13 protein-coding genes and 1 pseudogene are annotated in these 14,762 nt (G+C 64.7%); 7 read left to right on the forward strand and 7 right to left on the reverse strand.

Annotated features, from left to right (window positions below; all coding sequences use genetic code 11):
- The 4 genes from C487_RS01130 to C487_RS01145 all read right to left on the reverse strand — a co-directional run.
- The coding region (locus C487_RS01130; RefSeq protein WP_006183825.1) for a sigma factor-like helix-turn-helix DNA-binding protein at nt 1–207 on the reverse strand (207 nt) is incomplete at its 3' end.
- A 124-nt stretch (nt 208–331) separates the two neighbouring features.
- The gene (locus C487_RS01135; RefSeq protein ID WP_006183826.1) at nt 332–685 is read right to left on the reverse strand and encodes a hypothetical protein; all 354 of its coding nucleotides are present in this window, start codon (nt 683–685) and stop codon (nt 332–334) included.
- Nucleotides 686–796: 111 nt separating this feature from the next.
- Nucleotides 797–1,789, reverse strand: coding sequence for an MBL fold metallo-hydrolase (locus tag C487_RS01140; RefSeq protein ID WP_006183827.1), 993 nt, complete (start codon nt 1,787–1,789; stop codon nt 797–799).
- 122 nt (nt 1,790–1,911) lie between these two features.
- Entirely contained in the window at nt 1,912–2,388 is a 477-nt protein-coding gene (locus tag C487_RS01145; protein WP_006183828.1) for a TRAM domain-containing protein, read from the reverse strand.
- A gap of 206 nt (nt 2,389–2,594) precedes the next feature.
- Here C487_RS01145 and C487_RS01150 point away from each other — a divergent pair, with 206 nt between their 5' ends.
- From C487_RS01150 to C487_RS01170, 5 genes are all read left to right on the forward strand, one after another.
- Complete coding sequence (locus tag C487_RS01150) at nt 2,595–3,386, forward strand: electron transfer flavoprotein subunit beta/FixA family protein (RefSeq protein ID WP_006183829.1); 792 nt, start codon at nt 2,595–2,597, stop codon at nt 3,384–3,386.
- Entirely contained in the window at nt 3,383–4,339 is a 957-nt protein-coding gene (locus C487_RS01155) for an electron transfer flavoprotein subunit alpha/FixB family protein (RefSeq protein WP_006183830.1), read from the forward strand. The genes C487_RS01150 and C487_RS01155 overlap by 4 nt, the downstream gene beginning before the upstream one ends.
- Nucleotides 4,340–4,611: 272 nt before the next feature.
- A complete protein-coding gene (locus C487_RS01160; RefSeq protein ID WP_006183831.1) occupies nt 4,612–5,880 on the forward strand; it encodes an ABC transporter substrate-binding protein in 1,269 nt (422 codons plus the stop codon).
- The gene (locus C487_RS01165) at nt 5,880–8,456 is read left to right on the forward strand and encodes a methyl-accepting chemotaxis protein (RefSeq protein ID WP_006183832.1); all 2,577 of its coding nucleotides are present in this window, start codon (nt 5,880–5,882) and stop codon (nt 8,454–8,456) included. The genes C487_RS01160 and C487_RS01165 overlap by 1 nt, the downstream gene beginning before the upstream one ends.
- Before the next feature lie 57 nt (nt 8,457–8,513).
- Nucleotides 8,514–9,356: a polyprenyl synthetase family protein gene (locus tag C487_RS01170; protein ID WP_006183833.1), complete on the forward strand. Its 843-nt coding sequence runs from the start codon at nt 8,514–8,516 to the stop codon at nt 9,354–9,356.
- Nucleotides 9,357–9,401: 45 nt separating this feature from the next.
- Here the strand turns inward: C487_RS01170 and C487_RS01175 are convergent, their stop codons facing one another.
- Nucleotides 9,402–10,517, reverse strand: a complete 1,116-nt coding sequence (locus tag C487_RS01175; protein ID WP_006183834.1) for a DUF373 family protein — start codon at nt 10,515–10,517, stop codon at nt 9,402–9,404.
- 172 nt (nt 10,518–10,689) lie between these two features.
- Entirely contained in the window at nt 10,690–11,124 is a 435-nt protein-coding gene (locus C487_RS01180; RefSeq protein ID WP_006183835.1) for a response regulator, read from the reverse strand.
- Nucleotides 11,125–11,221: 97 nt separating this feature from the next.
- Here C487_RS01180 and C487_RS01185 point away from each other — a divergent pair, with 97 nt between their 5' ends.
- Both C487_RS01185 and C487_RS01190 read left to right on the forward strand, forming a co-directional pair.
- A complete protein-coding gene (locus C487_RS01185) occupies nt 11,222–12,217 on the forward strand; it encodes a radical SAM protein (protein ID WP_006183836.1) in 996 nt (331 codons plus the stop codon).
- Between the two features lie 288 nt (nt 12,218–12,505).
- A pseudogene (locus C487_RS01190) lies at nt 12,506–13,236 on the forward strand (hypothetical protein).
- Nucleotides 13,237–13,337: 101 nt separating this feature from the next.
- Here the strand turns inward: C487_RS01190 and C487_RS01195 are convergent.
- Complete coding sequence (locus C487_RS01195; protein ID WP_006183838.1) at nt 13,338–14,630, reverse strand: helix-turn-helix transcriptional regulator; 1,293 nt, start codon at nt 14,628–14,630, stop codon at nt 13,338–13,340.
- Nucleotides 14,631–14,762: the final 132 nt, after the last annotated feature.

Genomic DNA, 14,762 nt, shown 5'->3' on the forward strand with positions numbered 1-14,762 from the left:
GAGATGTGTATAAGAGACAGCGTTCTCGCGGGCGCTGGATTCGATCGAGGAAACGTTCGCCCGCGACGTACCGAGCGCATCGGCGATATCGGCCTGGGAGACATCGCGCTCGCGCAGGGCGAGTACCTCCGCCTGCCGGTAGGTCAACACGCTCGTCTCCGGATCGAAGCCGATCTCTTCGAGGAGCGCCTCGACGTCGTCGATCACGGCGACTCGCCTCCCCCGACTCCGCAGGCTCGCGTGTCCATAGTAAGAACTAGCTTTCGGCGGGATCAAAGCTTCCACGGTCTCGGCACTCCGTCCGCGTCCTCGAGCGCGAGCGCGCAGCAACTCAGTCGGCCGACTGGCTCGGGGCGACGTACTCGTCGTCGGTCGGCGTCCCGGTCATGGACCGGTGTGCCCGTCGACCCAGCGAACGCGCGAAGCGAACGGCGTTCGCGGGGCCGTCGTGGGGGCCGGGCGAGCGGTACGAAACGATCAGCGACCACATCGTCGCGACGCCGAGGGAACCGAGCGCCGAGAACCGCATTCCCATTGTCGCGTAGGTCATCGCGTAGATCGCGCCGATCGTCATCGACGGGACGCTCGAGCCGAGGGGAACGTTCGCCGTCGCGTCGCGGACCGTCGGCGCGAGGAACACGATCGAGAGGACGCTACCGGCGAGGAATATCAGGTCTTGCCACATCGTGGACTCTCTAACTCGGACTCGAGTAAATATTTCTCGGTATCGGGCCGTGTCACTTCGGTGATTAGACCGCGAACCAGAACCGAACGGCCCGGAGCGACGCGTCGTCCGTCAGTACTCGAGGTCCCAGCGCTCCCCGTCGGTCGCTGCCAGTTCCTCCGCAACGCCGTCGGCGAGTCGATACTCGGTGCCCTCGCGAACGACGGTCCCCGCTCGCTCGAGGTGTTCCAGGTGCGCGTAGGCCTCCCCGGGCCCGTGGAGGACGTGAATCCCGTCGAGGTCGCCGAACAGGTCGGCGCTGACCGTCCAGGTGTCGCACGGCCCCTTCCGGTCGAGGGCATCGAGGACCCGCCAGGAGCGTTCCCTGTGGTGATCGATGATGTACTGGGCGCGGTCGGCGGGGTCGTCGATCGGATCGCGATGTCCCGGCCACGCACGGTCGTAGTCGGTATCGACGATCCGCTGGAGCGCACGGAGGTACTTGGCGAGTGGCCGGTCGACGCGCACGTCCGCTCCGCCGACGTTGGGCGTGTAGACGGGCAACAGCGCGTCGCCGGAGAAGACCACCCGTTCGCCGTCGTGGTCCGCCTCGAACATGCTGTGCCCGGCGGCGTGACCGGACGTATGGACGGCCTCGAGTTCGGTGTCATTGAACGAGAACGTGTCGCCGTCCTCGAACGCCGTCACGGTCGGCGTCTCGACCGTCGTCTCGCCGTCGGCCATGTACTCGAGCAGGGCCGCTTGCCGATCGTCGGGCATTCCCCACTCCGCGAAGTATCGCTGCTGGCGCTCGTTCATCGCATCCCAGGCGTCGTCGTCGCCGCCGACGAGCGGCGCGTCGGCGGCGTGAACGAGCACCTCGGCACCGCTCTCGGCCTGAATCTCGCCGGCCAGTCCACAGTGGTCGTGGTGCCAGTGGGTCAGAAAGACCCGATCGATGTCGGCGAACTCGAGGCCGCGGTCGGAGAGAGCCGCCTCGAGTTGCTCGCGGGTCGTCGTCATCCAGTCACCGGTATCGATCAGTACCGTCTCCGAACCGTCGGCGAAGAGGTAGGCGTTGTTATCGCCTTCGAACGCCGAGTTCGAGAGCAAAATGCGTTCCATGTACCCACGTCTCACCGGAGCCGAGAAAACGTTGTGTAAAGCGGAACGCTGTGAATCCGGGACGGTCCGTCACCGCCGAAAATAGTCGCAGGGGTGCGCGATCTGTCCACTCGGGGGCCGCGTTACGAGCCCCAGAAGTTATCGCGACTGCCGAGTCGCTCGCGTTCGGGGCCGTCGTCGCCGTCGTTCGGTTGCTCTTCGGTAACGGCATCGCCGTCAGCGTCGGCGTTCCCGTCTCCATCCGCCGCTTCACCGTCGTCGGGCTCCATCGGCAGGAGTTCCAGTTCCTCGGCGCGTGCGTGATTACTGTGGACTCGCGTGATCTCGACTCGTGCACGGGCCTCCGGCAAAACGCCGTCGACCATGACGATAAAGCCGTCCTCGGTGCGGCCGACGCCGGCCCCGCTCTCGTGCATGTCGACGACATCGATGATGACTTCCTCGCCGGACTTGACCGGCTGTGTCTTGAGGTCCTCGATCGGCTGGCCGTAGTGGTTACACCACTCCTTGCCACCCCGATCACCGTAGTGCTGACAACCCATACCCGAGATCCGTTCGGAGAACTCCGGGCAGTCGTCGGCGAGTGGACAGTCTGCCATGATCGACACTACCAGCGGTGGCGTTAAACCGTTTCCGTCTTGGGGATCGAGGTCACGATCGAACGAAACGGTGGTAGCAAACGCCGGAGAGACGGACAGCAAATATAACGGTACCGGCAGAATATGTGACGGCTGGAAACTGAACGGCTTCCGCACGACGGGCGGTTTCGAAAAGATTTACGGTATGGGCGTCGCAGTGACAGACGATGAAAATTCTCGTTACGGTCAAAGAGGTGGCGACCGTCGAAGACGAGTTCGAAATCGAGGGAACCGAAATCGCCGATCAGTACCTCGGTGCCGATCTCAACGAGTGGGACGACTACGCGATCGAAGAGGCGGTGCAGCTGCAGGAAGACGGCATCGCCGACGAAGTCGTAACGGTCACTATCGGTCCGGAGGACTGTGAACAGACCGTCCGGCAGGCCCTCGCGAAGGGTGCGGACCGTGCCGTTCGCGTCTGGGACGACGCCCTCGAGGACGTCGACCTGCTCGACGTCAACGCCAAGACGGAGATCCTCAGCGCCGTCATCGAGGCGGAAGACCCCGACCTCGTGCTCTCCGGCGTGCAGGCCGGCGATGACAGCTTCGGCGCGACCGGCGTCTCGGTCGCCGAGAACCTCGGCTTCCAGTGGGGAGCCGTCGTCAACCACCTCGAGCACGACCTCGAGAACGGTCTCGCTTCGGTCCGACGCGAACTCGAGGGCGGTGTCGAGGAATTGACCGATATCGAACTGCCGGCCGTCCTGACGATCCAGACGGGGATCAACGAACCGCGCTACGCCAGCCTCCGTGGCATCCGGCAGGCACAGCAGAAGCCGCTGGATGTCCAGACGCTGGCAGACATCGGCGTCGACGAGAGCGCCATCGAGACCGAACTCGAGCTCACGGACATGTACGAACCCGAAAGCGAGAGCGACGCGACCTTCTGGGAGGGGAGCCCCGACGAGACCGCCTCGGAGCTGGGTGAACTGCTCCGCGACAAGGGGGTGGCACAATGACGGACGTCCTCGCGGTCGCGGACCACCGACGCGGCGAACTGCGCGACGTCAGCTACGAGAGTATCACGGCCGGCCGGCAGCTCGCCGACGAAACCGGCGGCGACCTCCACATCGCGGTCATCAGCGGCACCGTCGACGACTTCGCCGACAAACTCAACCGCGACGGCGTCGACGCGATCCACACCGTCTCCCACGGCGAGGAGTTCAACCACGATGTCTACAGTCAGGCGATCACACAGCTCTACGACGAACTCGCACCGCAGTACGTGCTGACGCCGAACAGCGTCAACGGGCTCGACTACGCACCCGCGATCGCCAACGAACTCGATCTGCCGGTCGTCACCGACACGATCGACCTCGACAACGACGGCGAGACGCTCGTCGCGACGCGGGAAATGTACGGCGGGAAAGTCGAGACGACGACTGAACTCGAGGGCGACGCCGTGATCACGATCCGCGGTGCCGAGTGGCCCGCCGCGGAGGGAACCGGCGACGCCACGATCGAGGCCTTCGATGCGGACATCGACGAGGACGCGATCGGGTCGACCGTCAACGGCTTCGAGGAGGTCGGCGGCGGCGATGTCGACATCAGCGAGGCCGACCTGCTCGTCTCGGTCGGCCGCGGGATCGAGGAAGAGGAGAACCTCGATCTGATCCGCGATCTGGCGGACGCGCTCGGCGCAACGCTGTCTTCGTCCCGACCGATCGTCGACAACGGCTGGCTGCCCAAGAACCGGCAGGTCGGCCAGTCCGGAAAGGTCGTTACGCCCGACGTCTACATCGCGATCGGGATCTCCGGCGCAGTCCAGCACGTCGCCGGCATGAAAGGCTCCGATACGATCGTTGCGATCAACACGGACCCCAACGCGCCGATCATGGACATCGCCGACTACGCGATCGTCGACGACCTCTTCGACGTCGTGCCGGAACTCATCGACGAGTTCGACGGATAAGCGGACGCGCTGCGAGCGACCGGTTTGTGCCGTAATCGTTGCGCGACCGGTTGGGAGCGGAGTTGCGGTGTTGCGCGCCGGCTTTCTGTAACGCGTTCTCGGCATCGGGTGGGCAACGCCACGCGATCAGTTCCCGGTCGGGATCGCCACCGTCGAATACCGACACCGATCGCACCCTCTCAGCCGGTCATAGCGCCGTTCTATTGATAGTCAGCTAACCGTTCCGGTTTGGCAGACAGTACAGTTATATGCTATGAGTTGGATGCGGAGGTATGCCCAGTCGACCGAACCGACGAACACTACTGTCTGGTCTCTGTACCGCTGGTCTCGGCGGCCTTGCCGGCTGTCTCAGTTCGGTACCCGGACTCGACTCGAACGATGCCCAGTCCGGGTCCGCCATTGGTGGTACCGACCGGACGCTCAAACTCGGTATCATGCAACCCCTGAGCGGCACGCTCGAGTCGCTCGGGAAACCAATGCGGGACGCTGCGAAACTCCCGGTCGAACAGGTACGAGACGACGTATCGCTCGAGATCGACTCCAAGATCGTCGACACGGAAACGTCCCCGTCCACGGGCGTTAAACGCGCTCACACGCTCGCCACCGATGAGTACCCGATGGTCAACGGTCCGGCGGCGGCCGACGTGACGCTGCAGGCGACCCAGCAGGTGCTCATTCCGTACCGGACCGTCTGCTGTTCGCCCAGCGCGACGTCGCCGACGATCACGTCGCTCAACGACGCCGGTCTCGTCTTCCGGACCGCGCTGTCGGACCGACTGCAGGCGATCGTCCTGGCTCAGAAGGCGGCGAACGACCTCGGCCACGACAACGCTGCGATCCTCTACGAGAACAACGACTACGGCTGGCAGTTGAGTCAGGCGTTCACGCGGTCGTTCCAGCGCACACACGGCGGCACGGTCACGTCACAGGTCCCACTGAAAGGGGATTCGAGTTCCTACGACGCGGCAATCGAACGGGCCAGAACGGACGATCCCGACCTGTTGATCGTGATCGGCTATCCGGCGACCGGCAGCCAGGTACTCACTGACCTCGGTGCCGACGCCTCGGAGGACATCCTCGTTACCGACGGGATGCAAGAGGGGAGCCTCCACGACGAGATCGACTACTCGCTCGACGGCATCCGCGGCACCGCACCGCTGGTCGACGGGCCAGGGAACCAGACGTTCACGGAGCTGTTCGAGAGCGAGTACGGTACCGAACCGGGTGCCTTCACGCCCCAGTCGTACGATGCGAGCGCCGTCTTGCTGCTCGCGAACGCCTACGCCGGGCAAAACGACGGCCAAGCGATCGGCAGCGCCATGCCGGTCGTCACGACCGGGGACGGGACGGAGATCACCCCGGACAACCTCGCCGAGGGAATCGATCTCGCGGCCCAGGGCGATGCCGTCACGTATCAGGGAGCGTCCAGTTCGGTTACCTTCGACGAGAACGGCGACATAACCGACGGCGTCATCCAGTACTGGGAGTTCGACGAAAGTGCTTCCGGCGGAATCGCCGAAGTAGAAAAGGTGAGTCCATAATGGTGTCGCTCGCATCGCTGGTTCCGTCGTTCATCAGGCGGCGATACCTCCTGAAGTTCGTGGTCTCGATACTGGCGGTCGTGCTCGTGATCGGGAGCGTCGGGGCGGTCAGCTACGTCCAGATCGACAAGACGGTCCGGACGGACTCGAACAACCAGCTCGAATCGACCGCCGAAACGCACGCGGATACGATCAGTAACTGGGTCGAGTCGATGCGCGTCCAGACCCGAACGGCGTCCGATTCGTCGGTCCTTCGAGAGGGCGATCCGCAGGCGGTCCAGGGCAAACTCGTCGAAGAGCAGGCCCGGATGGACGTCGACGTCCGTGCGATCCACTACGTCGACACCGAGAACGACGAAATCGTCACGAGCACGAACGCGGCCTATCGCGGCGAATCGTTCGCCGATCTGTCGGAACCGTGGGCCACGGACGGCTTCGAGGACACTCTCGGACTCGACGAGTCCGTCTGGCACTCCCAATCGGCCTACGAGTCGGACACTCTCGGCGACAAAGTGATGGCATTCGCCAGTCCGGTCACCGACCGCGACGATCGGGCCGTCGTCATCATCGGCACCCTCGAGTATCAGGTCAACCAACTCCACGAGGAGAACACGTCCGCTTCGACGGCCATTATCAGCGGCGACGGCGCAACCGTCTTCAAGGCCGAATCGGCGTCGCTCAACGCCGACACGGCCGACAAGGAGGCGATCGAGGCTGCCCTCGGCGGCCGGATGAGTCTCACCCACGACAGTGATATCGTCCGAGCGTATGTCCCTGTGGGCAACACCCCGTGGGTCGCCGTCACGAGCGTCCCGGCGGAGCAAGCCTATGGCGTCGCGAGCGACGTCGGGACCAACGTCATCACGATGGTACTCGCGAGCCTCATCGCGCTCGGTGCCGTCGGCGTCGTCCTCGGGCGGCAGACCGTCGTCCCGCTGACTCGGCTCCGCGACCGGACGGCCGAGATGGAAGAGGGCAACCTCGACGTCGATCTCGAGACGAACCGCGTCGACGAGATCGGCCGGCTGTACGACGGCTTCGACAGCATGCGCACCTCGTTGCGAAACCAGATCGAGGCGGCCGAGGTCGCCCGCAGGGAGGCGGAAGTGGCCCGCGACGAGACCGAATCGATGAACCGCCACCTCGAGACCAAAGCCGAGGAGTTCAGCAGCGTCATGGACGAGTGTGCCGACGGCGACCTGACCCAACGGCTCAATCCCGAGAGCGAGAGCGAGGCGATGACCGACATCGCGATTGCGTTCAACGAGATGCTCGAGGAGCTCGAGGAGACGACGGCCAACGTCAAGGCCTTCGCCGACGAGGTGGCGGCGGCCAGCGAACAGGTGACTGCCAGCTCCGAGGAGGTTCGCTCGGCGTCACAGCAGGTTTCCGATTCGATTCAGTCCATTTCGGACGGTGCGGACCGCCAGAATCAGAACCTGCAGTCGGTCAACCAGGAGATGAGCGACCTGTCGACGACGACGGAGGAGATCGCGGCCTCCTCGAACAACGTCGCCGACCTCGCGGAGCAGACGGCCGAAACGGGACGGCTCGGCCGCCAAGCGGCGCAGGAAGCCATCGACGGGATGCACGTGATCGAATCGGAATCCACTGAGGCCGTCGATGCGATCCAGGACCTCGAGGAGGAGATGGCACAGGTCGACGAACTCGTCGACTTCATCTCCGACGTCGCCCGTGAGACGAACATGCTCGCCCTGAACGCGAACATCGAAGCCTCGCGGGGCGACAGCGGCGAGGACGGCTCCGGGTTCGGTGCCGTCGCCACGCAGGTCAAGGAGTTGGCCGCGGACACGAAATCGACCGCCGAGGACATCGAAAAGCGGTTAGAGCGGATCGACGAACAGACGAGCGAAACGGCGACCGAGGTCCAGCGCACCGCGGAGCGGATTTCGGAGCACGTCGGCTCCGTCGAAAACGCCGCGGAGGCGCTGGACGAGATCGCTCACTACGCCGATCGGACCAACGACGGCGTCCAGGAGATTTCGGCGGCGACCGAGGAACAGGCGGCCTCGACACAGGAGGTCGTCGCCATGGTCTCGTCGGCGACGAACATCTCCGAATCGACCGCGGCCGAATCGCAGCGCGTCGCGGCGGCTGCCGAAGAGCAGACCTCCGCCCTCTCGGAAGTGTCGGAGAGCGCGAGTTCGCTCGCCGATCAGGCGGCACACCTGAGCGAAACGCTCGATCACTTCGACACCGACCGAGCGGAAGACATCTCCGTCGACGAGTACGAATCCGACCACGAGATGTCCATCGAGTTCGACGAGTCGGACAGCGACGCCGACGACATGCTCGAGCACGGTGATGGGGACTCCGATGCGGTAGCAGAGACTGCAACCGAGTCCGAACCCGACAACCGAGCATCGACGGAGGCCACGCGGGGCGTGACCGATGCGGGAGACGGAAGCGATGCCGGCGAAGACGGAGCGGACACGGGGACCGGGTCCGAGGCGGACGCTGACGACACGGGCACCGACGACACGGACGCTGACGACACGGACGCCGACGGATCGTCGGACGACGAGTTCACCTTCACTCGGTTCGACGACGAGTAAGGCCGAGTCGACGGTCGAACCGTCACGTACTTTTTATCGCCGTCCTAAGCGCGGGTGATGGAACTGCTGGAGCGCCGACGGGCGCTGATCGAGGAGCGTCTCGTCGAGGTAGTCGAGGGGGTTGAACCCGAGACGCTCAGCGACGAACTGCGCCACGTTGCGCTCTCGGGCGGCAAGCGCGTCCGTCCGATGGTAACGCTACTGGCCTGTGAGACGGTCGGCGGGCGGGCCGAGGACGCCGTCGAGTTCGGCGTCGGTATCGAACTCGTCCACAGCGCCTCGCTCGTCGTCGACGACATCATCGATCGCTCGGAACTGCGACGCGGAACGACCAGCGCCTGGGCCGAGTTCGGACACGGGCCGGCGATCATTACCAGCGATGGGCTGTTGGGCGAGGCGTTCGCCCTCTTTTCGGCGAATCCAGATGCGACGCGCGTCGTCGCCGAAGCGATGGTCGAACTCGGTGTCGGCGAGGCGACCGAACTGTCGGCCGAACCCACCAACGAAGACGAGTACATGACGTTAGCCCGTCGAAAAACCGGTGCGCTGTTCCGGGCCGCGGCCGAGCTCGGGGCGATCGCCGCCGACTCCGACCCCGTCACCGTCGAGGCCCTCGGCGAATACGCCGAACGGGTCGGGGTCGCCTTCCAGATCAGGGACGACGTCTTAGACGCCGTCGCCGATCCCGACGAACTCGGCAAGCCGACCGGCCACGACGCCGCCTTGGAGCGCCCGTCGGTCGTTCAGGTGACGGATCTCACGCCCGACGAGGCGAACGCCCACGCCCGGCAGGAAGCCGACCGGGCGATCGACGCCCTGGATCGGGTCGAGGTCGCCGATCCCGACGCACGACAGTATCTCCTCGATCTCGCCGAATTCGTCGTCGAGCGGGACCAATAGCCGGTGTGACGACACGGTTGGCAGCGTCTCGAGCGACCGACCGGATCAGACGCGTTCGGCCCCGCGCCGTCCGTCGTCCCGATCCGCGTCCGAGAACCGCGACTCCGCGACGGCGAACGTGAGCGTACTCACGATCCCGAGCAGCGTGCCCGCCGTCAGCGACGCCGCGAGATACGTGATCGCGACTCTCTCGAGGAAGAACGCGCTCACCGCGTGGAGGACGACCGCGATCGAGAGCACGTAAAACGGCGCGTTCAGATAGCGCCACTCGAGCGAGCCGGCGATGTACTCGTCGGTGATCTGGCCGAGACTGGTGGTCAGCCCCGCGGCGGCGAACCAGAGAATCGCGCCGTTGACCAGTGCCGCGAGCATGACCGGTACGTCGAGGTCCCCCGTGGTCGAGTCGCGCACCGACTCGAGGGTTTCCATCCCGCTGACGCCGCCGAGGACGAACAGCGCCGCGGCGACGACGTACGCCAGCAGCGTCGTGCGGCCGGCATACAGCGAGTGACGGGCGCGCTCGGCGGTGGCATCCAGTCGATCGCCGAGGCACAGCCCGCGAGAGATGAGGTACAAGCCGAGTAACGCCGACGTCGTCCCCAGCACGAACCCGGGCATCTCCAGTACGGAGCCGACCAGTGCGAGCGGGTAGATCAACAGGAGAATCCCGAGGGGAATGAGTATCGTCCCGCGCGTTTCGGGGTCGTCTAACACCTGCTTGATCGTGTAGTACATCGATTCCAAGTTCTGTGCCTGTCGGACGACGACTCGCCGGACGCCGTCGATGGGGACGCGCGAGCGGATGATCGGGATGACGGATTCGTCCTGTGCGCCGTCCGTGACCACGAGGGCGGTGACGTCTTCCGCGGTCGAGAGGCTTGCGAGGACGGTATCGACTTCGTCGCCGACTTCGCGGTTGGCGCTGACGTCGCCCTGATCGTTCCCGGTGACGACGGCGACCTCGACGCTTTCCTCGCGGTCGGCGAGATCGTCGTAGATGTGCAAGCCCTGAAAGATGACGTTGACGTCCGAGTCCTCCGGATCGGCGGTCGCGAGGGCGATGGCCGCCTCTTCGACGGGCTCGCGGCCGGTGACCGGCGTCGAAAAGCCGGTCTTGCGGCCGAGATCGTCGTCGAGATCGACACAGAGGACCAACAGCATCGCCTCGTAGTTGCACGCCGCGGTATTTCTCTCTTCTGGACGACGGAATCGAAGCCGCCGCGAGCGGGAGGTGCCCGGTCCGTACGTCGTGTACTCATTCCTTCCCGTCCGGGGTCCGAAATCGTGCCTGAGACGTCGCTCGGTCGTCGAGGAGAGCAGGTCGCGGACCGCGTCAGCGGACGTCGCTCCCGCAGTCGGCGCGGTGGCTCTCGACGGCGGTTTCGATTCGGGCCGCCAACTCGTCGTACTGGTCGGTTCCCGACCCTTTCCGGACGTAGTCGGTGACGCCGGCCGAGATCGCCTCGTCTGCGATCTCCGCGGACCCGGCCCCCGTAAACAGGAGAAACGGAACGTCGAGGTCCCGGTCCCGCATCGCCGCGACCAACGCGAGGCCGTCCATGCCGGGCATGTCGTAATCGCTGACGACGCAGTCGATCCCGTGATCGGGGTCGGTATCGCACTCGCCGTCGACGATCGCCAGCACTTCGCCTCCGGTTTCGGCGGTCGTCACGACGATATCGTCGTCGCGCCGCTCGAGAACGGTCGCCGTCAACTCGCGGTAGTGGGGGTCGTCGTCGATACAGAGGACGTGAATCCCCGATGACATCGGATGCGGTACATTCCGTTGCAGTGATATAATAGCGTCGGTGGACCCTCGCTGATTTCGCACGGCTTTTGAGGCTCGGGCGGATATGTTCCCTCGAATGATCTCGAAGGGCTGTGAGCAGTGCGCGAAAGGTGGGAAAATGGTGCTGTTCGTCTACGGTTACTGCGACCAGCGCGACTGCTTTTACTGCCCGCTCGGCGAGAACCGCAAGAACGTCACCGATGTCTACGCCAACGAACGACTCGTCGAGAGCGACGACGACGTCCTCACCGAAGCCCACCGGATGGATGCACTGGGGACGTCGATTACCGGTGGCGAACCCCAGGAGGCCCTCGGTCGGACCTGTCACTACCTCGAGCTCCTCAAAGACGAGTTCGGCGAGGACCACCACACTCACCTCTACACCGGCATCACCGGCGGCCGCGAGAACATGCGTCGGCTCTCGGAGGCCGGCTTGGACGAAATCCGGTTCCACCCGCCCTACGAACAGTGGGGAGACCTCCACGGGACCGAATGGGAGGAGATCCTCCACATCGCCCGCGAAGAAGGGCTGACCCCCGCGTTCGAAATCCCCGGTATCCGCGCCGAAGCGGAGTTCCTCGAGTTCTTGGACGAGGGCGCGGCCGAGTTCTGTAACATCAACGAGTTCGAGATGAGCGACGGGAACTACCGCCGAATGCAGGAACAGGGGTACGAACTCAAGGAAGACCACATGAGTGCCGTCGACGGCTCCCGCGAGGAGATCCTCGACGTGATGGGCGACCACGAGAAGGTTTACTTCTGTACCTCCGTCTTCAAGGACGCGGCCCAGCACCGCCGCCGTCTCAAGCGCATGGCCCGCAACATCCGTCGCGAGTTCGACGACGTCACCGACGACGGCACGCTCGTCTACGGCAAGACCCACGCCGACCCCGCGGCATTCGAAGCCCTGGGCGTCCCCGAGGAGTTTTACACCGTCAAAACCGACCACGTCGAGGTCGCCTGGTGGCTCCTAGAGGAGATGATCGAGGACGGCGATCTCGAGGACGGCGAGATCGTCGAACAGTATCCGACTTACGACGGACAAGTGGTCGAGCGGACGCCCCTCGCCTAAGTACTGCGAGCGAACAGCGCGGCCGAACGGCTTTGTCGCGGACGGTTCGAGCCGTGCGACCGCCGCTGTCGAATCCTCGACGAGGGAGCAGCGGGCGACTCGGGACGACGTCCGATCACGGACCGGCCTGGCGGGAACGTTTTTGCACAGTATAAGCACCGTCCCACAGTGGCCAACGCAAGAGCACGGCCGTTTCAAATCCGCTCAGTCTCGTTTCCGGACTGAACGGGGACGCTGTCGCTTAGCGAGGCTGTAATAATCCGGGCCGGACCGGAACGCCGGAGTACGATGCATTTCCGAACTGTCGCCGTCGTCGCCGTCGCACTGCTCGTGGCACTTTCCGGGTGCAGCGCCCTCGGGGGCTCGCAAACGGACGGGCCATCGACCGGCTCCGACGCCGAGACGGACCCGCTAAACGGGACCGAGACGGACGCGGATGGGGCCGATGATATCGAATCCGTCGCCGGCGACGCCGATCCGAACGGAACTGACGACGACACGGACGCGGACAGCGGAGATAACACCGCAGAGGCGGCGTGGCAGCCGCCCGAGGAACCGAACCGTCCGCTGGAAGACAAGCGCGAGGATCGGATTCAGTCCGTCACGTTCGTCGACAAGGAACCCGCAGCGAACGGCGACGGCTACTCGAGTTTTACCCTCGAGATCGTCGCCAACACCAGCATGGAGTCCGTCGATCCGCCGGAACACGGCGACGTGATCGGAGAACCGTACTTCTTCGTCAAGATCAACGAAGACGAGCAGAAGCTCGTCGAACGGACGGACCAGGTTCGAATGGACGAGAACGGAACGTATCGCATCGACGTTCGGCCGGCCGGTCTCGAGGAGTTCGGTGCTGGCCCGCTGACCGTCGAAGTCTTCCTGATGGACGAGGACAAGGATTGGGACGATATCTACGACGCCGTGGGCAGGGAGATTCAGTACGCCCCGGATGGGGGCACGACGGCTTGAGTGCGACCGCCGACGAGTCGGAACCGAGCGAGAGCGCCGCGTCTACCTGAACCGTCACGATCGACCGCAAGCGGTCGTCGGCTCGAGTGTGCAGTGCGTTTCGGGACGGGATGATCGGTGACGGCCACGGATCGACCGTTCTCCACGAGGCTCAGTCGATCTCGGTCGGGTCGACGCCCGGTAACGTGATGAGGTTCTCCCGGCCGATCCTGAGCTTCTCGATCTCGTCGTCGTCGGCCATCTTCGAGAGCAGTTGGGAGACCTTGGCGTTCGACCAGCCGGTCTCGGTAACGATCGTCCCCTGTTTCATCCGCCCGCCGTTCTGTTTGAGCAAGCGGAGGACGCGCTCTTCGTCGCTCAACAGTTCGGGATCGATCTCGTCTTCGACAGACTCCTCGAACTCGAGGTGGGTACCCGGTTCGGGACCGTTGGTGGCCGGGTCGGCCGCCGCGGACGCGACCGCTTCGGAACCGCCGGCTCGATCGGCTGTCGGGCTTTCGCGGTCGTCTCCGGTATCCTCGCCGAGTCTCGCAAGGATGCCGAACGACGAGAGGCGGTCGGCCGAGATCGGGACGTCGAGCGTTCGTTGCGTGAGCAGATACACGGCGCCACCGACGACGATTACGAGGCCGAGCACGGCGGCGAGCAGCCAGCCGCCGCCCGAAAAGAGGAGAGGGCCCTGACCGGCACCTGCGAGAATCGTCATCTGGAGACCGTCCGGGCCGAACTCGTGGGGGCCGTCCCAGACGAGCGCACCGTCTTCCGTCCCTGTCGGTGCGTCGACGAAGCCGTAGTTCGGCGGCGGCTCGACGACGAGGCGCTGACCGGCCCCCAGCGTCTGGATTACGTTCCGATCAGCCGCTTGGAACGAATCGCCGACGCGAATCCGATCCCCGTCGACGGTAGCGAAGTTCGTCCACGTAAACGAGTAGGAGATGACACCGATCCGATCAACCGTCCCGTCCGAGTCCTGATCCGATTCGTCGCGCTCTTCGATTCGAGGGTCGTCCCACCCTTCGTTTTCGACCGACATCTCGCGCCCGGTCGCCTCGGATACGATGCCCACGTATTGCATGAACAATCGAGGGTCGTACGAAGCGTCTCGGTGTCCCGAGACGACCGCGTCGGCGTACTCGTCGAACGTTTGCGCATCGGTATCGCTCGTCAGACGGAAGCGACTCTCGACCGTCCATTCGGCGTTCCCGGACTCGGTGATTCGAACGTTGATGATCTGCCGGGTGTCGGGTCGCTCGAGCGAAGGTGGTGTGACTGCGGCCGAGGTGGCGGTCGGCGACTCGAGGGCGGAGACGTGAGGGGAGGGCGCTGGCGGGGACCGCTCGTCCGTCGGGTGGGACTGACCCGACGGCGTTGCGGCCACTGCCCCCAGCGTGGTCGTAGCGAGGAGGACCGCGAGGGCGAGTGTGGCGGCAGTGGACATCCGCATGCGTATCAACGGGTGGTTTCCCGGGGGAAAAAACACTTTCCATCGGAAAATAAAACGTTACCGACGGCGCTAACGGGTTTCCCGGGCGGTAAGCAGGTGATTAAAAGCAGTCCCAGCTGCTCGTTTGGAGAC

Origin of the sequence: Natrinema pallidum DSM 3751, assembly GCF_000337615.1 — an archaeon.
In the GTDB taxonomy this organism is placed as follows: Archaea; Halobacteriota; Halobacteria; order Halobacteriales; family Natrialbaceae; genus Natrinema; species Natrinema pallidum.